The 22690-nt window shown below is 65.8% G+C and carries 18 protein-coding genes and 4 pseudogenes; 2 read left to right on the top strand and 20 right to left on the bottom strand.

Annotation, left to right across the window (positions count from 1 at the left end; translation table 11 throughout):
* Window positions 1-71 precede the first annotated feature (71 nt).
* Window positions 72-1166 carry a hypothetical protein gene (locus LN139_RS08485; protein ID WP_236359514.1) on the top strand — a complete coding sequence of 365 codons (1095 nt, stop codon included), beginning with the start codon at window positions 72-74 and terminating at the stop codon, window positions 1164-1166.
* An 87-nt stretch (window positions 1167-1253) separates the two neighbouring features.
* Entirely contained in the window at window positions 1254-2705 is a 1452-nt protein-coding gene (locus tag LN139_RS08480; protein ID WP_236359513.1) for an MFS transporter, read from the top strand.
* Here the strand turns inward: LN139_RS08480 and LN139_RS25540 are convergent.
* The 20 genes and pseudogenes from LN139_RS25540 to tssB form a co-directional block, all read right to left on the bottom strand.
* A complete protein-coding gene (locus tag LN139_RS25540; RefSeq protein WP_442964396.1) occupies window positions 2614-3075 on the bottom strand; it encodes an OmpA family protein in 462 nt (153 codons plus the stop codon). The two genes, LN139_RS08480 and LN139_RS25540, sit on opposite strands and share 92 nt — an antisense overlap.
* Window positions 3068-3715 carry a type VI secretion system ImpA family N-terminal domain-containing protein gene (locus LN139_RS08475; protein WP_236359512.1) on the bottom strand — a complete coding sequence of 216 codons (648 nt, stop codon included), beginning with the start codon at window positions 3713-3715 and terminating at the stop codon, window positions 3068-3070. Before LN139_RS08475 ends, LN139_RS25540 begins: the two co-directional genes overlap by 8 nt.
* Complete coding sequence (locus LN139_RS25535; RefSeq protein ID WP_442964395.1) at window positions 3645-4163, bottom strand: GPW/gp25 family protein; 519 nt, start codon at window positions 4161-4163, stop codon at window positions 3645-3647. The genes LN139_RS08475 and LN139_RS25535 overlap by 71 nt, the downstream gene beginning before the upstream one ends.
* A 3-nt stretch (window positions 4164-4166) precedes the next feature.
* Window positions 4167-4703 (bottom strand): type VI secretion system lipoprotein TssJ, encoded by a 537-nt coding sequence (gene tssJ, locus LN139_RS08465; protein ID WP_236359510.1) that lies wholly within the window; start codon window positions 4701-4703, stop codon window positions 4167-4169.
* The gene (locus LN139_RS25135) at window positions 4681-4812 is read right to left on the bottom strand and encodes a hypothetical protein (RefSeq protein WP_329611026.1); all 132 of its coding nucleotides are present in this window, start codon (window positions 4810-4812) and stop codon (window positions 4681-4683) included. The genes tssJ and LN139_RS25135 overlap by 23 nt, the downstream gene beginning before the upstream one ends.
* A complete protein-coding gene (tssG, locus tag LN139_RS08460) occupies window positions 4809-5660 on the bottom strand; it encodes a type VI secretion system baseplate subunit TssG (protein WP_329611025.1) in 852 nt (283 codons plus the stop codon). Before tssG ends, LN139_RS25135 begins: the two co-directional genes overlap by 4 nt.
* Before the next feature lie 58 nt (window positions 5661-5718).
* Window positions 5719-7454, bottom strand: a pseudogene (tssF, locus tag LN139_RS08455) (type VI secretion system baseplate subunit TssF).
* Between the two features lie 13 nt (window positions 7455-7467).
* Window positions 7468-9030 (bottom strand): type VI secretion system protein TssA, encoded by a 1563-nt coding sequence (tssA, locus tag LN139_RS08450; RefSeq protein WP_236359509.1) that lies wholly within the window; start codon window positions 9028-9030, stop codon window positions 7468-7470.
* Window positions 8993-10417 (bottom strand): type VI secretion IcmF C-terminal domain-containing protein, encoded by a 1425-nt coding sequence (locus tag LN139_RS24780; RefSeq protein WP_268944839.1) that lies wholly within the window; start codon window positions 10415-10417, stop codon window positions 8993-8995. The genes tssA and LN139_RS24780 overlap by 38 nt, the downstream gene beginning before the upstream one ends.
* Window positions 10332-12269 carry an ImcF-related family protein gene (locus LN139_RS24775; protein ID WP_268944838.1) on the bottom strand — a complete coding sequence of 646 codons (1938 nt, stop codon included), beginning with the start codon at window positions 12267-12269 and terminating at the stop codon, window positions 10332-10334. Before LN139_RS24775 ends, LN139_RS24780 begins: the two co-directional genes overlap by 86 nt.
* Window positions 12266-13504 (bottom strand): hypothetical protein, encoded by a 1239-nt coding sequence (locus tag LN139_RS08435; RefSeq protein ID WP_236359508.1) that lies wholly within the window; start codon window positions 13502-13504, stop codon window positions 12266-12268. The genes LN139_RS24775 and LN139_RS08435 overlap by 4 nt, the downstream gene beginning before the upstream one ends.
* Window positions 13456-13722, bottom strand: coding sequence for a PAAR domain-containing protein (locus LN139_RS25530; protein WP_268944873.1), 267 nt, complete (start codon window positions 13720-13722; stop codon window positions 13456-13458). Before LN139_RS25530 ends, LN139_RS08435 begins: the two co-directional genes overlap by 49 nt.
* 315 nt (window positions 13723-14037) lie before the next feature.
* Window positions 14038-15009: pseudogene (locus LN139_RS25525) on the bottom strand (DUF2345 domain-containing protein); the annotation flags it as partial.
* A gap of 25 nt (window positions 15010-15034) precedes the next feature.
* A complete protein-coding gene (locus tag LN139_RS08425; RefSeq protein ID WP_236359506.1) occupies window positions 15035-16288 on the bottom strand; it encodes a type VI secretion system Vgr family protein in 1254 nt (417 codons plus the stop codon).
* A 131-nt stretch (window positions 16289-16419) separates the two neighbouring features.
* Complete coding sequence (gene tssD, locus LN139_RS08420; protein ID WP_236359505.1) at window positions 16420-16911, bottom strand: type VI secretion system tube protein TssD; 492 nt, start codon at window positions 16909-16911, stop codon at window positions 16420-16422.
* A 22-nt stretch (window positions 16912-16933) separates the two neighbouring features.
* Entirely contained in the window at window positions 16934-18550 is a 1617-nt protein-coding gene (locus LN139_RS08415; RefSeq protein WP_236359504.1) for an OmpA family protein, read from the bottom strand.
* Entirely contained in the window at window positions 18547-19221 is a 675-nt protein-coding gene (locus tag LN139_RS08410; RefSeq protein ID WP_236359503.1) for a DotU/TssL family secretion system protein, read from the bottom strand. Before LN139_RS08410 ends, LN139_RS08415 begins: the two co-directional genes overlap by 4 nt.
* Window positions 19218-20562, bottom strand: a pseudogene (gene tssK, locus LN139_RS08405) (type VI secretion system baseplate subunit TssK). Before tssK ends, LN139_RS08410 begins: the two are co-directional and overlap by 4 nt.
* 15 nt (window positions 20563-20577) lie before the next feature.
* Window positions 20578-22105 (bottom strand): annotated as a pseudogene (gene tssC / locus LN139_RS08400) (type VI secretion system contractile sheath large subunit).
* A 23-nt stretch (window positions 22106-22128) separates the two neighbouring features.
* Window positions 22129-22626 (bottom strand): type VI secretion system contractile sheath small subunit, encoded by a 498-nt coding sequence (gene tssB / locus LN139_RS08395; protein ID WP_236359502.1) that lies wholly within the window; start codon window positions 22624-22626, stop codon window positions 22129-22131.
* Between the last annotated feature and the right edge of the window lie 64 nt (window positions 22627-22690).

The raw sequence follows: 22690 nt of genomic DNA, 5'->3' as shown, positions 1-22690 counted from the left end.
ATGCTTCCGGGTGCCCGGATTGCCCCGGCAACGCCAAGATCGCCGCCCTTCCAACCAAGGAGTGGCACGCAATGGCTCGAGACTATCTGCCGGAACACGATTTCACCGCGGTCCTGACTGTCATCAACGGCCCGCTGGCCGGGCGGGTGGATTGCCTGGAATACACCTGTGGCTACGAACGCAAGGAGCGGCTGGGTAAAAAGCGCCTGGACTACAGCCGCCAGACCCGCCATTGGCGGCGCAACCATGCCTGGCTGACCACCGCGCCCGGCGCCCATGCCGCCGGCCTGCGCCTGGTCTTCGTCGCGGTGCGCGACGAGGCCGGCATTGCCTACGAAATTCATCTGGCAAACCGGCAAGGCCCCGGCTACTACCGCATCGACCGATCAGCCCGGGATTTTCTGGGTATCTATTACGTCGGCCAAAGCCCGAGCCGCGACGGCTGCGCGCCCTTATGGAAGCTCGACCCGGTGAAAGGCGGTTTCCAGTTGCTCAGCGCAGACGGCAAGGCGGTATCGGTCGTGCACCAGGTCGACCGCTGGTCATTCAACTCGACCCAGGGGCAATACCTGGGACTGTTTGACCGGGCCAGCGCGGTGACGCTGCGCCTGGACGACGTTCAGGCTGCCGGCGTGCCGCTTCAGAGCGAGCCCGACACTCAACCGGACGAGGTGAGCGCGCCCATGGCCCCGGCACTCACCCAGCCTCCCGCCGCGTCGCCGGCCGTACCGGGCCGATGCTTCAGTGCCACCTTGAGCCCGTTGCCGTTCAGCTTCGGCACCGGCTTGCAGGTGATGAGCATCGGCAGCCTGCGGATAGTCGAACAGGCGGAAGTGTTGCAGCGCTTCTGGTTCATCGCCCGCCAGGGCTCGGATGCCTACGAAATCTACACGCAAATGGGCGATGACCTTCGAGCGTTGGCGATCAAGAACGGAGGCGTGGTAACGGCGAAAATCGGCGAAAGGCCTGTGGCCCAATGGCAGATCGATTGGGCTTTCGATTACCAGGACGGCACCGACAACCAGTACCACCTGCTGCTCAGCTGCGCCGAGCACGGGTACCTGTATGCGACCGACCGGGACTGGATCGGCGTCAGTTCGACCGAGGCCCTGCCGCTGCAGTTGGACAACATCGCAAAAGGAGGCCTGCAACTGCCAGTTGTTTGAAGCCCCCGGGCGGGGCATGCACATCGGAGGAACTAACCCGGCCATTCGCTCTTCACAGCCATAGGCGCACACAACAAGGAACGTGCCATGCCTATGCCCGGCAAAGACTTGCAGCAACGCATCTACGAAACCGACCTCCCCGCCCGCCTCGACCGGCTGCCGTGGTGCCGCTTCCACACCTTGCTGGTGTTCGCACTGGGCATCACCTGGCTGCTCGACGGCCTGGAAGTGACACTCGCGGGGTCGGTCTCAGGCGCCTTGAAGGCCAGCCCTGCCCTGCAGATGAACAACGCCGACATCGGCCTGGCCGGCGGTGCCTACATCGCCGGCGCCGTCCTCGGTGCCTTGTTCTTCGGCTGGCTCACCGACCGCCTCGGCCGGCGCAAGCTCTTCTTCATCACCCTGTTCCTGTACATCGGCGCCACGGCACTGACGGCGCTCTCCTGGAATCTCTGGAGCTTCCTGCTGTTTCGCTTCCTGACCGGGGCCGGCATCGGCGGCGAATACACCGCCATCAACTCGACCATTCAGGAGTTCACGCCTGCCCGCTATCGGGGCTGGGTCGACCTGACCATCAACGGCACCTTCTGGATCGGCGCAGCCCTCGGCGCCTTCGGCTCCATCGTGCTGCTGGACCCGAACGTGGTCAGCGGTGACCTGGGCTGGCGGCTGTGCTTCGGCATCGGTGCAGCGCTGGGCCTGATCATCATGCTCATGCGCCTGTGGGTGCCGGAGAGCCCGCGCTGGCTGATGATCCACAACGAACCGGAAGAAGCCAAACGCATCGTCGAAAGCATCGAGCAACGTGTACGCACGCTGGGCCACGAACTGCCGCCGGTGACCGAGCCGCCACTGCGCCTGCACGCCCGCGACCACACCCCACTCAAGGAAGTGTTCAGCACGCTGTTTGTGGCGCACCGCCAGCGCGCGGTGGTGGGCATGGCGCTGCTGACCGCCCAGGCGTTTTTCTACAACGCGATCTTCTTCACCTACGCGCTGGTGCTCACCGACTTCTACAACGTGCCCTCGGCCCACATCGGCTGGTACGTGCTGCCCTTCGCCCTCGGCAACTTCTGCGGCCCGCTGCTGCTGGGGCGGCTGTTCGACGTGGTCGGCCGGCGCATCATGATCAGCAGCACCTACATCCTCTCCGGCATTCTGCTGGCGGTGAGTGGCTACCTGTTCCAGCAAGGCCTGCTGGATGTGGTGCAGCAGACCATCGCCTGGATGATCATCTTTTTCTTCGCCTCCGCAGCGGCCAGCTCCGCGTACCTGACCGTGGCGGAAACCTTCCCGCTGGAGATTCGCGCCCTGGCCATTGCCGTGTTCTATGCCTTTGGCACGGGGCTGGGCGGGATCATCGGCCCTACCCTGTTCGGCGCGCTGATCGAAAGCCATGACCGCACCAATGTGTTCATTGGTTACTTGATCGGTGCGGCGCTGATGGTCATTGCTGGCGCGGTGCAGGCGCGATGGGGCGTGGCGGCGGAGGGGCAGTCGCTGGAGAAGGTGGCGCGGCCGTTGTCGCAGGCGGGGTGATCGGGCATGGCGGGGTGGCCGGTAGCAGATGGATGGAGACGCGGCGGTTGGCTGCGCGGCCGGCAGCTGTAGCATTGGCCAACAGCGGCTGGCTTGCACCTAGGCTCAGGGCCTGAACGCACGCGGGGGCTATGCCCTGAGCGCCAAGCCAGCGGGCCACCGCCTTGGCCCGCGCATCGGCAAGACGGTCGTTTTGCGCGGGCGAACCGCTGTCATCGCTGTGGCCTCGTACCTCGATGAGCCATCCAGGGTGTTGCGCGATCTTTTCCAGAAGCGGAGCCAGCGAACGATGGGCTTGAGCGTCCAGATCAGCGCTGCCAGCGCTGAATAACGCAAGATCCGCTACATGCAGCGGTGCTGGTTCAGGCACTGACCGTCCCCAGAGAACCGCAGCCAGGCACACCACACCGAGACATGCGAATGTTCGGACCCAACCGGCAGCCCCGGTGCGCGGGGAGCGGTGGTTGGGCGGCGTGGTGATTCGCCCGGCAAGCGGGCGGTTGCCAGGTGTGACGGGAAATCGGTACGCAGCGGCGTTCACTGCGTGCCAGCAGCGTATGCAGCGCTGGCGGCACCACCCGAAGGGTAGCTTCCAGCGCCTGGCGCAGCGCAGCCAAAGCCGGCGACAGCACCCAGACCTCCTCCCGCGCGGCCTGCCGTGACCAAACCAGCAATTGCTCGCACCACTGATCGATCAACACTTGCCGCAGGTGGCTCTCACTTGGCCAGAGGCTTGCCGAATGCTCAATCATCAGTTGGGCGGTGCCGCGAATCACGTGGGCGGCCGCCTGCGGCTCGCGACACCAGGCATGGGCCAGTGCCAGCGCACGCAAACCGTGCAGCTCAGCGCCATGCGCCTGCAGCAGTGCCTGAGCACAGGCACGCACCTGCGGCCAGTCAACGTCCGGGCACGCCGGGTGGGCCAACGGTGCCAGCGCTTCACGTAGCCGCGCAAATTCGCGGCAGCGCCGTGGGTCCCCGCCCAACGTCAACAGGCTCAATGGTGTCACCGCAACCTCCCGGCCGGGCCCAGCACGCCCTGTTCGCGCAATGCCGTGAACACCGCGGGGTTCTGCGGGGTAAGCGCCGCGCAGCATCGTGGCGCCCACCGCCAACCAGTTCCAGATTCAGCTCGATGCTGAACTGGCCCGGCACGCTCTGTACCCCTGGCGCAGCGTGTGCCTGGAGCACCCTCGGTTCGGCGGCCAGCACCGCGTCACACACATCGCGGCAGATGGCCTGGCGGGCAGCCGGGTGCGCGTCGAGCATCTGCGCAAGGTCAGGCAAGCCGAAGTCGGGTACATGAGCCACTGCGCCCTGGCGGCTGGCGAAGACACGCTGCAAGGTATCCAGCACCGACAGCAGCGGTTGTTCGGATTCATCGACCTGATCGATGCGCAGGCCATTGGCGAACTGCCCGGTCAGGGTTTCATACAGTGACAAGGTAGGCACAGGCATGACTCAGGGCTCCAGCCGGCGCAGGGCCAGGTGCTGGCCGCCCAGCTCCACCACGCGCGGCGCCTCGCGCTGCAGCTCCCCGCGCTCCAGCAAAAGCCGCCACTGGCCGTCGCTGGCCCCAGGGTCTTGCACCAGCGCTACCACGGCTATGTGCCTGGCCGCTGCATTGAGCGGCACGTCAAGGCGCACGCTCTGCCCGGGCCTGAGCACCAGCGCGTGCTGGTCGAGCACGCCGGCGCCCAGGGTGAGTTCAGCCTCATCCAGCAGTTGTTCGTAACTGGCGTTGAGCATCGGCTCGGCGTCTTTGAGCTGGTAAACCCGTACCAAGGTGGGCACCGAGAGGCCAAGGCTGTCCTGGCTGTTGGTGTTGAGGGCTGCGCGGGCGGTGATGTCCAGGTGCAAGGTCGTCACTGGGCGAATGAACGCATCGCGGGCGGTCTCCCGGGTGGCATCGGCTGCCCGCTGTGCCCAGCCACACCCGGCCAGGCTTGCGCACAGCAAGGCTGTGCAGAGAGCGTCAATAAGGCAATGGCGCGACATGCTGAATGTCCTCGAAGGCGATGGAAAGGGGTTGCAGGCCCTGGTAGCGGCCCAGGTCGATGGTGAGGCGAGCGGCTGCACGATCAGCTGGGCCCAGCAGCGCCGTCATCCCCAGGCGCAACGGTTCGTGGCATAGCCGCGGGGTGGCAGGCAGGCGCTGGGCAGGTGCAGATGCAGCCTGGCGTTGCAGCGCCAACCCAGGTACACCCGCAGCAGCACGAAAAGGTCGGCCAGGCGTTGCCCGCCGGGCAACCAGGCGAGCACTTCATTGGCCTGTTCTGCGTGCAGTGTCAGCAGCAACTGGCTGCTCGCATCCAGCCCATGGGGCCCCAACGGCATCCCCTGCCCCAGGCGAACAGCCGCGCTGCCCAGCCTTGCCGGATGCGCCAGCCACACCGTTCGGGGCCAGTGGGCGAACACTTCAGTTCGCGTCTGGGGCGCGAGCAGGCGTACCAGGGCGCTCAGCCCTTCGGCGGTGCGGGTAGGCAGGCGCATCGTGCCGAGCAGGGCCAGAAACCGCGACACCGGCGTACCGATCCGCTCGGCGGTACCTGCGATACCCAGGCCTACCAGGCCAAGCAAACATTGGGAGGTAGGGTCTTTGCCACCGGCCTGGAAGGTTGCGGGGTAAGAACATTTACGCCATACCCGATAAAACTGGGTGAACAGCCGATGGTTGAACAGGTCGAGAAACCCCTGCAGTGCCTCGTGCCCTTCTCCGCGCTGAGTGATGTCGGCCAGGTACGCGGCCGGCAGCGGCGAATCCACGCCATAGAGCCCCAGCAGGCGGGTGCGCAGCACCGGAATCGAACCCGGCAAGGCTTCGACGCCTTGCCATTCGGCAGCAGGAAAGCCAAGGCCCGGCCAAGGCAGGAACTTCACGGGGTCGTCTGCCGGGCTCAGCGTGCTGCCCAGCGGCGGCCCGGCGGGGTTCACCTGCTCGATCAACTGGCACACGCGCCACGGCTCGCCTCGCACAGCCTGGGCGCCAGGGCCTCCAGAAGCGCAGGCACGCTCATCCCGGAATCCGCTGGCTGTGCGCCTCTTGCCACTTCAACGCTTTACCTTCAGGCAACACGACCAGCGTGAGTTGGGTAAACAGATGCACGTCGGCATAGAGCGCGAAAAACCGATTGAGCACCTCGCCGAACAGCAGAATGTCACCGTGCCCAGCAAACCCTGCCGCCTCCACGGTGACCTGGATGTCGACACCGCGTTGCAGGTAACCGCGGGTGAACCGCTCGATCAGGCCGTGGCGAACACCTACGATCGCCTGCAAACGCCGCCGGTTCATTTCACTGGCGCGCCAGTCGTAGAGTGCCAGCGTGCCGCGCAGCACCTCGGGGTTGTCCAGCAGCGGCAGAAAATTCGAGCCCAAGTGGCTGAGCACACGCCACTGAAAGCGGTCACGATCTGGCGGGTAGCACGGCAAGGTGGGCGCGCACAGGTTGCGCACACTCAAGCCTGGCAGCGGTTCGGCACACTCATCGAGCAACGTGGTCTGCAAGGCGCGGCGCGGCAACTGGCCGTTGGTTGCGGTCAGCGACAACGAAAGCGCATGGGGTTTGGCGTGATGCAGCCCGTCGCCACCGAGAATCAGCCAGGTGTCATGCAGCCCTTGGGCGCCGCGCTTGGCTCGGGTGTGGAAGTACCGCTCTGGCGCGTCCTCGCGCAGCAGCCCGCCACGATGGCGAAAGCTGGTGAACGGCACGTAGGCTTCGCCCGCCTGGCCGGTCACGCTGTCGACGCTGTAGATCTCGGTATGGCCATCTTGCAGCCGCTGCGGGCGGATCAGGTACTCATGCTGCAACGGGTCGGCGATGAAGGGGTCGCCCTGAAGCGGGAACAGATTGGCCACCGGCACTGCGTTGGTGCGCAGATGCTCGGCGCTCAGCGTGAACTCCGCAGGCCACGGCTGCGCCAGCGGCAGGTGCAGGTCGACCGCCTGCCCTGCCGCCAGCGCGACCTGCTCAAGCCCGCGCAGCTCGATGAAGCGGAATTTTTCCGGAAAGCTGAAGTACTCCAGCAGCAACTGATACCCCCGAAGGCTGCGCCCTGATCGGGCCAGAGGCGCTCGTCGGGCGAAAATCCCAGTGGCGCCAGGCTGCACAGGATCGGCGGCTGCGCGCCATCGGCCACCGCCGCTTCGACAGCCGTGGCCTGATGCAACAACGCGGCGTACAGGGCACCGGCCAGCGCCGCGTCTGCGTTGATGTACAGCCGCAACCCCGCTAACTCGCCGCCGTCGAGCACGCCCTTGGCGCGCAAGCGCAGGTGCAGGCTGGAACGGCCGTCGATCAACCGCTGGTGGCTCAGTTGCTCGACCACCACCGGCAGTACCCGCAGGGCCTGGCAGGTGGCGTACCGACAGCGGGTGCGCTGCGGCCCGACGGGCTGGGTCAGCACTTCGAAACCCTTGGCCAGGTTGCGCGGCTGAAGGGGCGCCCGGCCGCCGAGTGTGAACTGCACCACCGAGAGCGAGGCGATCGTGCGCAGGTAGTGCGGCCAAAGCAGGCTGACCAGGCCTTCAGTCAGCTCCGGCAGGTCGTCATCAAGCTTTTGCCGAAGGCGCCCGGTGAGAAAGGCAAACCCCTCCAGCAAGCGCTCGACGAAAGGGTCCTGAACGCCGGGTTTGTCCAGATGCAGCGCGGCCGCACGCTCGGGGAAGGCTTGCGCGAAGGCTTTGCCTGCCTCGCGCAGGTAACGCAGCTCGGCATCGTAATAACGCAAAGTGGGGTTGTCGGTTTCCATGATCATCTGCCAGTCAGGTGTAAAGCACCGCCGCACGTGCGGGGTCCAGAGCGCTGAGCGAGGCCTGCAAAGCCTGCTGGCGCGCCTGGTAGCGGGGTTTTTCGTCAGCCTCGATGCGCGAAGCGTTGCCGCGCAGCAGCCGCAGCAGGCGGGCCTGAGCGTCGAACAGCAGCATCGGTTCCCAAAGCGCCAGCCCTTGGCTTTGCGCGCGGGCCAGTAGTTCGGTGTAGAGGTCGATCGCCAGCCATGGCTTGCCGCACTGCTCGGCGATGCGGGCCTCCAGCGCTCGCCGAAGCCACTGGTCACGGCCAGCGGCGCAAGGCGTCTGTTCGGCCAGCCATTTCAGCGCGCTCTCCAGGCCTTGAGCGTCGGCCAAGGCCAACGCCGCTTGCTCAAGGGCTTGCCAATGGTCGCCCGCGACACCGGCGGCAGGCGCCAGCTCGCTGGAAGCAGCGGCCTCGAACCCGGCGATCCAGTCGCGGCACGCCGAGTGCGCAAAGGGGGTGCCGTCGCCCCAGCACAATGCCTCGATTCCCGGCAGGCGGCGTACAGTCAGCGCCAGGTCCTGCTCGATCACCCAAGCCCAATCCGAATACGGCGCTGGGCTGTGTTGCAAGGCCTGGTGCAGATACCACTGCAGGTCGAGCCAGAAATGGTTGACCCCTTCGGCGAACAGGTTTTGCGCCTCCACCAGCAGCGCCTGCCATTGCCGTTGCTGGTGCAGGCGCGCGAGCAGTGCGCGGCTGTGCTCACGCGGCGCGGCCAGTTGTGTCTGGCCGTTGAGATCCTGCAGGGGCGGTTGTTGCAACGTGTCCCAACGCAAGTGCTTGAGCAAACGATGCGCCGCCAGCCAGCCGTCGGGCTGCTCTTGCAGCCAGGCCGCCAGCTCGCGCGCACGTGCCAGAGCGTCGCGGCCGGACGCGATGGCCTGGGTGGCGGGCACCTCGGTCGGGGGCGTGGCGCAACGCTGCGGCAATACCGACTCCAAGCCCCCGGCCTGGCCCAGCCTGTGGCTGAGCGCGGTGTGCAAAGGCGCCAGGCATGGCCGCTCGGCAGCCGGCCACTCGACCAGTTGCTCATCGATCCAGGCCAGCGCTGCGACCGTGCGGCGGGCTTGCTCCTTGGCCAGTTCCGGGAAACGCGACAGCGCATCGAGCACTCGATCACCTGCCAGCCATTGCAGCGCCGCCACCCGGGCGGGAGCGCGGGCCGGCAACACGAGGCGGCCGAACGCGGCGATCAGCGTGCCGACCAGCTCCAGCCCATCGGCCAGGCCGCTTTCACCGTGCTGTTGCGTGCGCGCCCAGGTGTAGTAACTGGCCACGCGCAGGTCTTTGCCGCACTGGCGCAGCAAGCGCTCGGCCAGGTGGCACACCCGCGCGGGGTCAGCGCCGCTGAGGCGGTTCACCTCATCGCGCAGTTGCTGGAAATCGTCCTCCCCTGCCGGGTCTGTCCCAGCCGGGGCATCAGGGCTGATGGGGCAAACCCAGGCCTGCCAACGCGCGGCATGCCGCTGCGCCAGCGCGGCTGCAGGCTCATCACCCAGGCATTGGGCGATCAGGGTCTCCAGGCTCATGTGCCTTCTCCGGCGTCGGCGACTCCAGGGCGAGAAAAATCTCCTCCGGCAAGCGAAAGCCGCGCAACGCGAGCAACGCCAGCGGCCCGCCGCCCAGCTCGGTGCGCAGCTGCCAGGCCAGATCCAGGCCATCGGGCGTGGAAATCACCAGCCGATGCAGGCCTTCGTCAGGTGCGAGCGGCATGGCCTGCGCAGCCTCCAGCAACCGTATCAAGCCCCAGTTGCCGGGGTGTTCGGCATACAGCCGCTCACCGCTGCGCACGCTGGTCCAGGTCAGGCTGGCACCGGGGTGCTCGCTGCGGCCTGGCCAGGTGAACCGCTGCCACCGAGGTTTCTGGTTGAAGTAGTGATGCCGCGCGCCTTCCAGGGTGAAAGTGCTTTGAACCACGTCACGCGCCGGCTGGCCGGACAGTTCGAAACTCAGGCCCTGGTTGCCTTCGTTGAAAGCGACATCTGCAACGCGGCTCAAAGTTGCCAACGCTTCCAGAAAGGCCGGATTGAAACGCAGCCCCTGGCTGTTGGCGGCATCTGCGACCCAGCGCCCGCCCTGCTTGTGCAGTACGCCGCCCAGCTCCTGCTGTACGAAACGTTCGATGCGGCCGCTGTCTGCGCGAATCATCTGCCCCAGCAACGGTAGAGAGGCATCGCTTGGAGAATTGGAAAACGGATATCGGCCGCTGAACGCGCTACCCCACGGCGCCACGATCGCCTCGCGCCATTGCCGGTTGATGCCCTGCGCTGCCGGTTGCAGCAGCCGCTGCCAGGCTTGCTCGAGCGGCTGCACGAACAACGCCTGCCCCGCCCCGCTCCACGGCGCGCCCACACTGGCCGCCAGCAGTTGACCGTAGGCCTGGGAGGCGGCGATATCCACGCCTTTGCCCTGGAATACACTCTGAGCTAACGCCTGGGTGACAGCCTGAGGGTCCGCCGCGCCGCCCACCTGTTGCAGGCGAAGGCGCAGTTGGGTGACCTGGGTGAACCAGCCCGCGAGATGCGGCCCACCGGTGCTGCCATCACGCACGGCCAGCAACGTGCCGAATGAGGTGTCGAGAGGGCCGGGAGGCGCGCCGGCAAGCTTCACCGGTTTGCCGATCATCTCTTGCGCCGACGCCAGCAGGCTCTCGCCCAGCGCCGCGCGTTCACGGCCGGCTTCGGCGTGCCAGGCCAGGCTGTTGAACAGCGCTCGCAGGGGTGAAGCCTGAGCGTCGCTGAGCAGGCTCAACTGGGCTGCAGCAGTGCCGAGGCTGTCAGCCTTGCGCCAGCGCAGGCCGTTGAAGAACCGTTGCCAGGCTTGGGCGTAATCACGCCAGTAATGCGCCTCCAGCTGCTTGCGCAGTGCATCGGCGTCCTGTGCGGGTGCGGCTGGCCCGGTTTGCTCGGCCAGCACCCAGTCGATCTGCTCGCGGTGGGCTCGCGCGCTGCGCTCCAGCGCTTTGCGCAGCGCTACCTTCCCAGGCCTGGCGGGTGAACTGGCCCGGCACCCGCTCTTCGCTGTGGTAAAGCAACGCCGCATCGGTGCCAGGGGTGAGTTGGGCAAGGCCCAGGTCCGGATAGCTGCCGATGGCCTCGGCGATTGCTGCCTGGTAGAGGTTCTGCTCGGCGTTACGCTGGCCAAGCTCGGCCAGCAAACGCTGGCGGGCGCGGCCGACCAGCGCGTTGTCCCGCACTGGCGCCAGTGCAGGGTCAATGCGCAGCTGCCGAAGATAAAATCCCCAACCCTCGGAATCGAGTCCCATGCCTGCGCCCACAGCCTGCAGGTAGCCCAGCTCAAGCCGCTGAGGGTCGGTCAACATCAGATAAGCCTTGAGTGCTTCGTAGCCGCGTTCGGCCTGGGCCTGCCGGGCAAGCTCCCCGGCGGGCCATTGCTGCAGATCGCGCAACGTTGCGACAAGGTGCGCCATGGCAGGCTCCGCCAGCTCCGTGGCATTGGCAGCCAGGTAAAAGGGCCTGAGGTGTTCGAGCAGAGCGGCGGAATGGTCCAGGCCCAGACGCTGGTGCAAGGGGCTGCCCTGGCTCACGTGAGCGGTCAGTGTTCGGGTGATAGGCAACCAGTGTTCAAGGGTATTGGCACCCAGAGCATGTGCCGCCTGGCGCAGCAGCGCCAGGTTGCTCAGCCAGCTCACCATCAAGGCCACAAGCATGGCGGCCAGCAGCCCTGCACAGGTCCATCGTAGCCAGCGTGTGGACGCCCAACCCAAGCGCCTGGCCGGGTAGTGATCGGCCAGCAAACCGGCCCAGCTGTCATGGCGCTGCCAGGCGTTGGGCTGGCAATCCTCATCACGGGGCAATGGCTGGCTGAACCACAGGCCACGAATCGGCAGTGCACGTGCGCTCAGGTGCGGCCGTTGCGCCTGCAGAGCCTGGCACCACTGCTGCGCCAGGCCTTGCCGAAGGCGCCAGCTCAGCGCCAGTGCATAGTGGCCGGCCTGGCTGTGCCGCCGGCTCAAACACAGCAGGCTGCGTTTCGAAAGCGGCTGCGCCTGGGCCAGAAGCGCTGCGGCCCAGCGCTCGGGAGGCTGCGAGGGTTCGAACACTGTACCGGCATCGCGCCCATGCTCGGATGCCTCGGCATGCTCGACCTCCCACAGGTGCAACGGTGCTTGCCAGGCCCACGCCTGTGCGCGCTGCTCCAGCATTCGCAAGCCGTTGTTCAGGTAAGCCGGCCGATCGCGTTGCTCCGGGGACATTGCCCAGACGACCTGATCCAGCGGCCGCCAACGACTCAAGGCACGCCACTGCGTCCAGCGCTGGCCGTTCAACGCAGGCGACTGCAGGCTGCCACCGTGCAGCAACACCACGCCCTGCGCCTCCTGCCAGTGATCGGCAGCAAGCCCCGGTGCCAGGGCGTGCACCTCAGCCGGTTCGCCTACCACCAGCACAAACCGCACCTGGGCGCGCCACCAGCGCCCATGACGAAACCGCAACAGCTGGCGCAGGCGCTCGATATCTATGATAGGCAGCGCCTGCTCCACAGGTTGCAGGTAAGGCGTGGCTGCCGGCGCAGGTGCCTGCGGGCAACGCGCCAGAAACCGCATCGCGCTCAAGCGCGCCAAGGCCATCACGCTGAAGCCATCGATGACCACCAGCACCAGGCAGCCCAGCAGCAACAGCACGCTCCAGCGCTGGCGCTGGGCGTCATCCCAATCGGCGGTCAGCGGGTTGTCGAGCCAGAGCACGGCCATGCCGCCGCCACTTACGCCTATTACCAGCAACCAGAAAATCGCTTTTTTCAGGCTCACGCCAAGGCCTCCTCAAGGCAGGGTTGCACCACACAGGCTTGCAGCGCCCGGTCGGTGAACAGCAGTAACTGCGCCTGCCCGCAGGCCTTGGCCTGTTCGCAAGCGGCGATCAGCAGCAGTGCGGCCATGGCAGCACCGGCGTGGCCCAATTGGGTATCGAGCGCTTGCTGCTGTGGGGGCGCGATGCCGGTGGCGGCCAGGGCCAGCGCAGCAGTGGGCGCCCGCTCGAGTCGAGCCAGCCAGGCGGCGGCCGGGCCCGATGCGCTCGGCCGGCTTGCGGCACAGGCTTGGGCCAGGCAATCGGCAGGCTGCTCACCGGTGGCGGGCCTGTGCAGGTCTGCCAGGGCCCTCCCGGGAACGCTCTGCGCCACGCTCGGGTGCGCCAGCAATACCGCGCTCACCGCCTCGGCCTGGCCAGCGGCAGGCATCAGGAACAGGTTGAAGTCGATGCACAGCAGCCAAGGCGCTGGGGCACTCGCATCCAGCCAGGGCCCGAGCCAGAGCAACCCATCCTCATGGTGCGCGAAGTGCAGCGAGACGGTTTGCGTGCACGGTGCAAGCAATGGGGCGAGCAACTCGGCTATCTCAGCGTCTGGCAGGAGCCGGCCATGCCTGACTCGTACGGCCAGCGGTTGCCCGGCAAGGTGAGCCATCGACGGGGCCAGCCGCCCCAGCACCGTCGCCAGCTCTTTGGCAAGCCGCTGGCGGTAGGCCTGCAAGCAGGCGTTGGGGACGTAGCCTCGCAGTGCACTGAACGCCAGCGTGCGCCCCAACGCTTCCACATAGGCCGGCTGCAGCAGCGGCCCTTGCGCGCGCAGGGCTTCGGGAAGGCGGCGGGCACCGGCTGCGGTGGTGTAAGCCAATGCCAGCACTTTTGCCGGCTGTCGCCAGGCATGCAGGCGCTCGCCGAGCCATTGCTCGCGGCAACTGTTCCACATCAGTACTCGCTCGCGTTGGCGCTCATGCATCAAGAGCCGTAACGCCAGCAACAAGCCCGCTGCTCCAGTCACCACGGCCACCGACATCCAATAAGTCTGAAGCGGCAGGCTGCCATCGCCTGGCCACAATGCCGTCACCAGCCCGATCGATCCCAGCACGGTGGCGGCCGTCGTAGCGCCAAGCCGCAACACGTTCGGTGCATCGGGTAGCGGTAACTCTGGGGGCACATGCGCTTGCGGGTCGAGCATCAGCGTCGCACTGCCCAAGGCAAGGAACTGATCAGGGTGCAACCGCATTGGCAGGTGTGGCCGTGCAACGCCACTGCGCGGCCTTGATCGAGCAAGCCTGGGTCGCCTTGGGCAATTGCATTCAAGCCGTGGCCTGGCAGCGGGCAACTCACCGCGTCGCCCACTCGGGCCACGGGCAGCCCGCCAAAGCGCAAGCCGGTGCTGCCGCCGAGGACCTGACCGCCGGAGGACAAGCTGTCGGTTTGCCTGATGATGCTGTCGGACACGTCGCGAATCCTTATGAAGCTCGATGGGCTATGTGAAAGGTCTGCAGCTCGGCTGGGCAACCGGGCGTCACTGAGGGGCCAACGACATCGGTTGCGCCCCGTCGGTGTACACCGGGGCGGTGCGCCCTCGGCGTCGGTGCTGCCTTCAGCCACAGCGCCCTCGCCAGCGCTGATGCAATACGGCACCTCTGGCTTGGGGTCGCCGGTCGCGCTGTCGATGATCTGGAATTGCCCTTTGAGCAACTGATGAAACACCGTCTCGCTTTGTTGCAGCGGCGCCGCGCTTACGCTTTTGCCCGCGCTGCCACCCCACTCGACGTTGTCGTTTCGCACGGCCACCTTGCCCGGCGCACCGATTTCGATGCAGCCGTCCTTGAGGGTGATGTAGGCGCCGCGGCACGCCAGGGTGATGCCCTGCTCGGCGTGCAGGACCATCTCGCCGTGATGGGCAGCGAGGTCGATGTTCTGTTGTGCCTGCAGCTCAAGGCTTGCGCTCTTGGCGTGCACCTGAACGTCGCCCTGCCCTGCGAACAACTGCATGCCCGCACTTTGCGCAAACACGCTGACGCGTTCCCCGGCTGCGAGTGCCAGGCGCTTGACCACACTCAGGTCGGCGCTGTCGCCGGCCGTGGCGATCAGATTGCCGCCGGCCGACAGTTGCAGCTGGCTGGGGGTCACCACCGCCACACCGGCAGGCGCCGAGGCGATCAAGCCAGCACCCTGAAGCATGTTCAGCGCCTCTTCCAGGCCGCGCTGGGCCTGCCCGTCGGCGCAGCTGGCGCCGGCCACTGCCACGCTGTGTGCCAGGTCCTTGACCAGTTGCAAGGAAACGCTGAGCTGCTCGAGCGCTGCGTCCATTTCCAGCATGGCGCCCTGGGCTTTGGCTTGCGCGTCAGCACTGATGAACAGGCCTTGCCCGGCGCGTATCGCGCCGCGAGCGTCGGTGCGCAGCTCGAAGCCCTCGCCCCTCGCCTGCGAGGGGTCGCTACCGACCATATGCCCCAGGTTGAGCTGGCTCTTGCCACCGTGTTCGGTGCTCAGTTTGATGTGCTCCGCGCCCGGCTTGTCTTCCATGCGCAGCTTGTTGTTGGCGGGTGTGCGCAACACGTTGCGGGTCTGGTTGGCGCGGGTGACGACATCGGCCAGGCAGTGGTCATGCACCGCGTGGGCGATGTAGGGCCGGTCCGGGTCGCCGTGCTCGAACGCTATCGCCACCTCGGTGCCAGGCCTGAGCGGCAGGTGCAGGCCGTAATGTTTGCCTGCGTAAGGGCGGGCCAGACGCAGGGGCTTGCTGGCCGATTCGGCTGTACGCTCACGTCGGTCGAACGCGAAATGTCACGCGGTAGTGGCCCTGTTCATCAAGGTCGGCCTCCGGGGGCTGCGGCGCGCTGACGAAAGCTGCCACCGTGCCAGCCATGACCGGCTTGGGTTTCAAAGGCGGCCGGAATTCGATGGCGCCGTGGGGCATGCCTTCGAAGTGAATCGCCAGGTCCTGATCGCGGGCACCGGAAAGGTGGATGTCGGTTACCAGCAGGCCTCGCTCCAGCAGCGCCGGTTCCAACCCGGGCATCGACGGCGGATATTCTGCTGCCAGCAAGCGCCCTGGCACGATGAGCACGCTGCTGGTGGTTCCCCGCAGCCGGGTGCGCTGATTCAGGTAGCGTTCATGGCCCTGATGCGCGGCGCGATAGGCCGTGTTTTCGGTGAACGGCGCCCGCGCCTGGTTCTCGCAGCCTTTGGTTTGATAGGCCATTGCGAGATGGCAGGCATCGCCATAAGTGCCCTGCGGGCTGAGGTTGCCGAAATCGCTGTTGGTGTCGTCGGCGCGCAGCCATGGCGGGCAGTCCTGCTCATCAATGCGCTGTTGATAGGCGTAGTGATGCACGCTGGCGCTCTGTTCAACGACCTGATGCTGGCTCTGCAAATCCCATACCGCGTCCTCTGCGCCAACCTGGCCGCTACGCGGGCGCACCGGCAGGGGCACTGGGGCCAGGTAATGCTGTGCGGCACGGTCGCCGAGCACCATCACCTCGCTGTCGAGGGTTTCATGCATCGCCAGGCGGTACCAGATGCCGGCCTCGGCGAGCAAACGTTCGATGAACGCCAGGTCGCTTTCCTCGAACTGAACCACCTGTTCCAACGGAGGGTAAGCGTGCAGCAGATCGCCCGCCTGAAGCGCCGGTGCCGGCCAGCCGTGGCGTTGGCACAGCACCTGCTCCACGATCTGTGGCACCGAGAGGTTGCGGTACAGGTGGCTGCCCTGGCCGCGCCCAAGCAGTGCCAGCCGAGGTTGAAGGGTGAATTCGTAGAGCGTTTCGTCTACCGAGGTGCGCAGGTGCGCAAAGCCGGTGATAACGCCGGGCATGCTGCGCAACGGCCTGGCCGATGCGCTCAGGAACCGCAGCGTGGCCGGCTGCGTCAGTACCTGATGCCTGCCGATATCGTGCTGGCGACAGGTACAGCGGACGCGATAGGTGAACACCTGGCTCAGGTGCTCATGGCCTTCCAGGCTTAGTACGTCCAAGGGCAGGCCGGCCAGGTCCAGGCGGTAGCGTGAGTCAGCCATGCGCCGCTCCCTGATGAGGGTTCGGGGGGCCAATAGCGCGTGAGCGCTGCACTGAGGTAAACATCGGGGCAACACACCTTCGTTTGAGCAAGGCGCGCCAGGATGGCGCGCACGTTTGGAGGTCCAGCCGCTTAGCTGGTAGCGCGCTCGTTCCAGCTGTCGCTGTGCTGCAGGTTGCCTTCCTTGAAGAACCACGTGGCCTTCTCGTAACGCAGCTCTACCACTTCTTCGTGGCCCTTTTTCTGCGCGTTCGCCTCTTTGACGTGGTGCATGGCCATGGCAACGCTGGCAACTTTGACGTTCTCCAGCGTCACGCTGTAGTACTCCTCCTCCGTGCCGGCGCTGTTGATCTTGAAGAAGACGAACTTCGCCTCTTTCAGGGTCTGCCCTGTGGTCACTGCCTTGAACAGGTAGGTAGAGGAACAGTCGATCTGCTTGGTGAACACGAACGGCTTGTGAACGCGTGTACCGGCGATGGCCCCGGAGCTGTCATCGGTGGGTATCGCCACCTCATGCTCCAGCGCCACCACTTCGATAGAGCCCTCGCGCTTGACGATGCTGACATCGCCCTTGATTTCGCTGCCACCGTCATCCTTGAGCCACAGATAAACCGGAATTGCCATGTTCCACTCCTTGCAGGTTGAGTCAGGGCCTGGCCCCATGAATGCCGGGTGCCCCATCAGCAGAGGCGCATGCCCCCGCCTCCGGCACCAGGCGAATGTCCACGCGCCGGTTGGCGGCGCGCCCTTGTTCATCTTCGTTGCTTGCCAAAGGCTGGCTTGCGCCAAGCCCCTGGACGGCAAAGCAATGCGCTGGCAGGCCGCCAGTGCGCTGCAACCAGTCACGCACCGCTGCGGCACGTGCCCTGGACAAATGCTGATTCGCCGACGCCTGGCCACGGTCGTCGCTGTGGCCACTGACGACGATCAGCCCACCCTCTCGACGGTGCTCGCGCAGGGCCAGCAGCGCCTGGAACAAGGCCGGGCTAGCCTCATCGCTCAGCACCGCGCTGCCGGTCGAGAACAGCGCCTGGCTGGGCAGGTGCAGGCTCTGCAGCTGTTCGGGAGGTGGGGCGCTGGGTACAAGCCACGGAGCGATCCGGGCCTGTAGCCAGGCGCCGCGATACAGGCCCAGGCCAAGGCTCAGCGGTACGCCGTCGCGTTGATAGCGCGCCAACTGCGTGTCGTCGGTCTCGAGCAAGCGCCGCGCGGCCACCTGCGCAGGTTGCGTACGGTACTGATGCAGGTTGTGGCTGACCTGGCGGCTCAGCGCATGGTTGTGCCAGGCCACGCCGGTAATGGCGGCCACGGTTGCAACGCACGCCAACCAGATCGCCACGCCCCAGGTCCGTCCTGTAGCCGCCCAAGGCCGCGTGCCGAGGTCCAGGGCCAGCAGCGGCTCGGGTAGCGGCAAGAGCGAGGGCCCGGCCTGCTCGGCGACAGCTGCAAGCACCCCGGCTTGCTGTGCCATCCAACCGGCCCACAACGAGTGCTGCGGTTCGGCACTCGACACCGGCACACTGAGCACCGCGCAGGCCGCTGGCTGGCAGGCTCGGTGACGGCTGGGTTGCGTATACAGCGCCGGTATCACCTCGTCGGCCCACCAGCGGGCTGCCATCTGCGCGTGCAAGGCCGCCCGCAGGTTCGCTGGGTTTTTCTCGGCACACTCAGGTTCATGCGTGCTCTGGCCCTGCTGCCAGATGAACCACGGCAGGCCGTCGATACCGGCTGGCAGGTAGCTTGCGATCAGCAAAGGCAACGCCAGGCCCTGCCTCTGCAGCCGCGCCATTTGCCGGCGCAGGGTGTGCAGTTGTGCGGCAGCCTGGCCCGTTTCAAGCATCTGGCTAGGGTTGCCCGCCCAGAGCACCCGCAATTGCCGGGCGCGCCAGGGTTGCCGTTCGAGTAGCGCTGTGACCACCTCGCTCAATCGCTCGCTGCGGCCAACCGCCAGATAGCTGCCTTCCTGCCCGTGGCGCAAGGCCGCGCCTTCGGTGCCAGCCTGGCCGAACAGTCGCTCCAAATGCTCACCGCAAACCAGTGCCAGCACCCGCTCCGGGCCGGGCAAATCAGCGTCAGGCGGCAGCACCCCGTGCGAACGTGAACGGCCGACGAGGTGCTCGAATGCCAACGCCATCCCTGCCGTCGCCAGTATCAATGCCCAGCCCCACCACCGCTGTGCGAGGCCTGGCGACACCACGGTCACCAGCGCCAGCGCCCATGCGGCGGCCCAGCAGATGAGGGCCGTAGGTTGCCGGCGGGTCACGGAGCATCGCCTGGAAACAGGTTTTGCAAGCTGGCATCCAGGCTGGCGTCGGCCAGCCGCCAGGCGCCGGCGACCAGCAGCGCCGCACAGGCCAGGTGCAGCATGGGGTGGCGCAGCATGCGCCGCACCGGCCAGGTAATGCGCGCAGGCGCAGGGCCGAGGGTCGAAGGCAGGCTCAAGCGCCAAAGCGCGTTCCTGCAGAGCCTGCAGCCGTTGCTCACGGGTGCGCTGCCCTGAGCATGCCGACCCTCGAATCCCAGCAACAGCGCACGGTGAAACAGCGTGATCAGCACCGTATTGGTGGCAGGCTCACGCAGGGCCTGGTCCATGCGTTCGTACAACAGCTCCCCGGCCTGGTGATGGCCCAGGTAACGCGCCTGCAACGGCTGCACTTGCCAACGTTCGCGAATCGTCCCGCTGGTACAGGCCATGACCGCCTCGTCCAGCACCGCGCACTGCACCAGGCAGACCTGTTCGGCCCACGCCTGGGCGTCGCTCTCTAGCGAAAGCGCCTCGCGCACACTCTCTATCTGCTCCCGGCAACGGCGTTGCAACTGCTCGCCGTCGACAGGCGCAGCGCCATGCCGCAATTCGCAGGCCAGCAACCAGGTGCTGTGCAGCAACAGGTCGATATCGGCCATGCAATGGGCCTTGAGGGTTGCGCCGGTCATGTCCGCAGCACCGCGTAAAGCTCAAGCTGCACCGGCCCCAGCGTGGCAGGGACGTAGAAGGCGCAGGTTCCGCTGGCAAGCATGGCCAGGCCTTTCTCGTGAGCCAGGTCCAGCGCGAAGTAGAGGTTCTCCAGGCGCAGCGGTACGGCAGCAGGTGCATGCTGCAATGCCATCAGCGGCAGCCCTTCCAGCGCTGCGTTGAGCAGGCGGTCAAGCTCGGCCGGCGCGCAGGCTTTGCACAGCAAAGGAAATTGCTGCTGCATCTGCGCGGCGGGTAACCCGCCACTGACTGACAGGTAGAAGTCCGCAGCGCCTGGCTCACGCAAGCGAAGGTCCTGCAACCGTGCCTGCCAGCGCTGCGCCGTGAGTTGCTCAAGCTCCAGGGCCAACACACGCGACGGCAGGCTAACGTCCAGCAATTCCCCGAGCGTGCTCATCAATGGCGGCAGCACTTGCCCCAGCTGCCGGTGCTGGTAATCGGGGATCTGCTCGGGGCCGTGATCCAGCGAAAAAGTCATCAGGCTGGCAGCCAGGCTTGCCAATAGTCGCCATAGCTGTTCTGGCGCCTGCGTGGGGTGCTTGAGCGCGTGGCGCGACAATGGCCGGTGGCTGTTGAGCGCATTGAGCAGCCAGAACAGCGACACATCGGCCACAGCGAAGTCCGCCATGCGAGCATTGCTTTCATGGCGCAGGCCCGCCAGCCGGGCCCGTTTGGCATCCAGCTGGTCCAGCAATCGGCTCAGTTGCTCCATCACACCGGGATGACCACCAATGTGCAGCAATGGGGGATCCAGTGCTCGTCCAGGGCCCAGTGGCCTTGATCGTCCCTCACCACCCGCGCCACTTCACAGGTGACGTAATCGGCATTTTCATCGCCTGCCACACGCAGGCTCAACTGCGGTTCGAGCACGGCCATGGGCTGGCTGTGATCGCCATACAGATCCACCACGTCTTTCCAGGCCTGGCGGTAACGCGTGGGGCGTTCGCAGTGCTGGCCGTCCAGCTGGCAATTGAAGCCATTGGCGTGCTCACGCGGCAGGGCGAGAGCGATCACCGCACTGCGCCCGGTGACAACGCTCAGGTCCAATGCCGGTGGCAACAGGTCGGCAAGCTCGGTGTCGATGGCCGTGCCATCAGGCATTCGCACGCTCAAGTGCTCGGCCTTGAGCACGCCGCTTGCCAGGCTCTGACGGTCGAAGCGCACCCGCTGGGCGCCCAAGGGTAGGCACAGCCCTGCTGCGCCACCTGCTCCAGTGCCCAGTGGTGCAGCCGCGCCTGTTGCTGGAACTGTTGCGGCGCCAGCAGTACGCCGGCGGCCCAGAGCGGGCGGTCGATTCTCATCGTCAAGGCTCCGGATCAGGCTTTGGCGCGAGGCATTTGCGAAACCAGGGACAGGTTCACGTCCATGCCCTCGACCTGAAAATGCGGCACCGCGAACAGGTGCACGCGGAAGAAACCGGGGTTGTCGTCGATGTCTTCCACCGTGACCTTGGCCTGGCGCAGCGGGTGCGTGGCCTGCAAGCTGTCGCTGGGGTCGTTCATCTCCGTTACCAGCCCGCTCACCCAACGGTTGAGCTCCATTTCCAGCACGCGCCGGTCCTTGGTGGTGCCGATGTTTTCGCGCTGGATCAACTTCAGGTAATGGGCAATGCGCGACAACAGGAATACATAGGGCAGCCGCGCATTGATACGGCTGTTGGCGGTGGCTTCGGGGGTGTCGTACAGCGCGGGCTTGTGCGCGGAGTTGGCGGAGAAGAAGCAGGCGTAATCGCGGTTCTTGTACGTAAGAGAGCGGTATCAGGCCCAACTGCGCGAACTCGAACTCGCGTGTTTCCGGAATCATCACCTCCGATGGAATCTTCGCCTGATAACCCGTGCCCAGGTCATACAGGTGAATCGGCAAATCGGTAACAGCACCCCCGGCCTGCGGCCCTCTTCTTTGCACGCACCAGCCGTTGTAGATGAAACTTCTGACCATGTTGGCGGCGAACGCCATCGAGGCATTGACCCACAAGTACTTCTGATGGTCCGGCCCTTTGACCTGCTCTACATAGTTGAAACTGCGTACCGGTACGGTGTCCGGGCCATACGGCAAACGCCCCAGCACACGCGGCAAGGTCAAACCGATATAACGGGCATCTTCACTGTCACGAAATGCCTTCCACTTGATGTATTCGGCCCGGTCGAAATAGTTGCCGATGTCCTTGATCGCGGCCACTTCTTCCATGCTCTGCTTGCCGAAGAAGGCTGGCCCCACTGCACCGATGAACGGCATGTGCGCAGCGGCGGCGACGCGAGAGACATTGCGCAGCAAGGCAACATCGCGCGGGCTGCGGTCGAAGGTGTAGTCGGAAATCGCTGCGGCGATGGGCTCGCCACCCGGGGTGTCGTACTCCTGTCCATAGGTATGCAGGTACAAGCCACTCTGGGCGATCTCTGGCGCCTCGTCGAAATCGTCGATCAAGGCCTGCTTGCTGGCGTCGAGCAATTCCACCCGCACGTTGTGGCGAAAGTCGATCTGGTCGACCAGCGACTTCAAACCCCGCCAGGTCGCCTCTACTTGCTGGAAAGCCGGGTGGTGCATGATCAGGTCCAATTGCCGGCTGATCTGCTCATCCAGCGCGGCGATGTGCCCGTCGAGCAATTGGCGGTCCAGCCGCTCCACGGGCTGGGCGCTCTGCGCTACTCGCTCTATGAAGACGCTGATGGCGGCGGTAACACGATCCTCGGTGGAGGTGTCGGCCAGTGCCTCGGTGCTCTGGAACGTGTCCAGCGGGTGAATGCTCAACACGGGGCTGAGGCTGATCTTGTCGAACAGGCGGGTGTAGACGCCCGTTTCGGTGAGGTCTGCAGGGGCTGCGGCAGGCGGGTTCTCGGTGCTCATGTCAGGGCCTTCTGGTTGGCGGTTCAGGCGCGGTGTTCAAGGCAGGCCAATTCGTCCCGCAGCCCTTGGCTCAACTGGGGGTCGAGCAGGATGCGTTCGAGTTCTGCGCGGAAGGTGGCGTTGTCGAGCAAGTTGGATTTGAGGTCGCGCAACAGATTGCGCATGGCGAGCAACGCACGCAGTTGCGGCACCTGGCGGGCAACCTGCTCGGGTTCGAAGTCCTTCAGGCAATTGAACGCCAGGTCCAGGGCCCATTCGCCTTGCCCTTCGGCCAACGCATTGGCCACTTCGAACCGGGCACGCGGGGCGTAATCGGCCAGCACGCTGTCGAAGTTGTTGCGGTTGATCGAAACCTTGGCCCGTTCGGCCAAGGGGCGTTGTTCACGGCCGTTGCTGTAGTCGGCGAGCATCAACAGTTTCAGCGGCAGCTCGACTTTTTTCTGCGCACCACCGGTGTGAACATCGAGTTTGATATTGACCCGGGCCTTCGGCACTTCATGCTGGAAACTTCTTGAAGACATGACTTCTCCCTGCCGCAGTATTCGGGCTGGTCTGGAAAGTTGAGGGTGCTGCGCGTTCAAGTGG

The organism is Pseudomonas sp. KNUC1026, assembly GCF_021650705.1.
Taxonomy (GTDB): domain Bacteria; phylum Pseudomonadota; class Gammaproteobacteria; order Pseudomonadales; family Pseudomonadaceae; genus Aquipseudomonas.
Note: the sequence above shows the minus strand (reverse complement) of the source record. Positions and strands in the feature narration are given on the sequence as shown.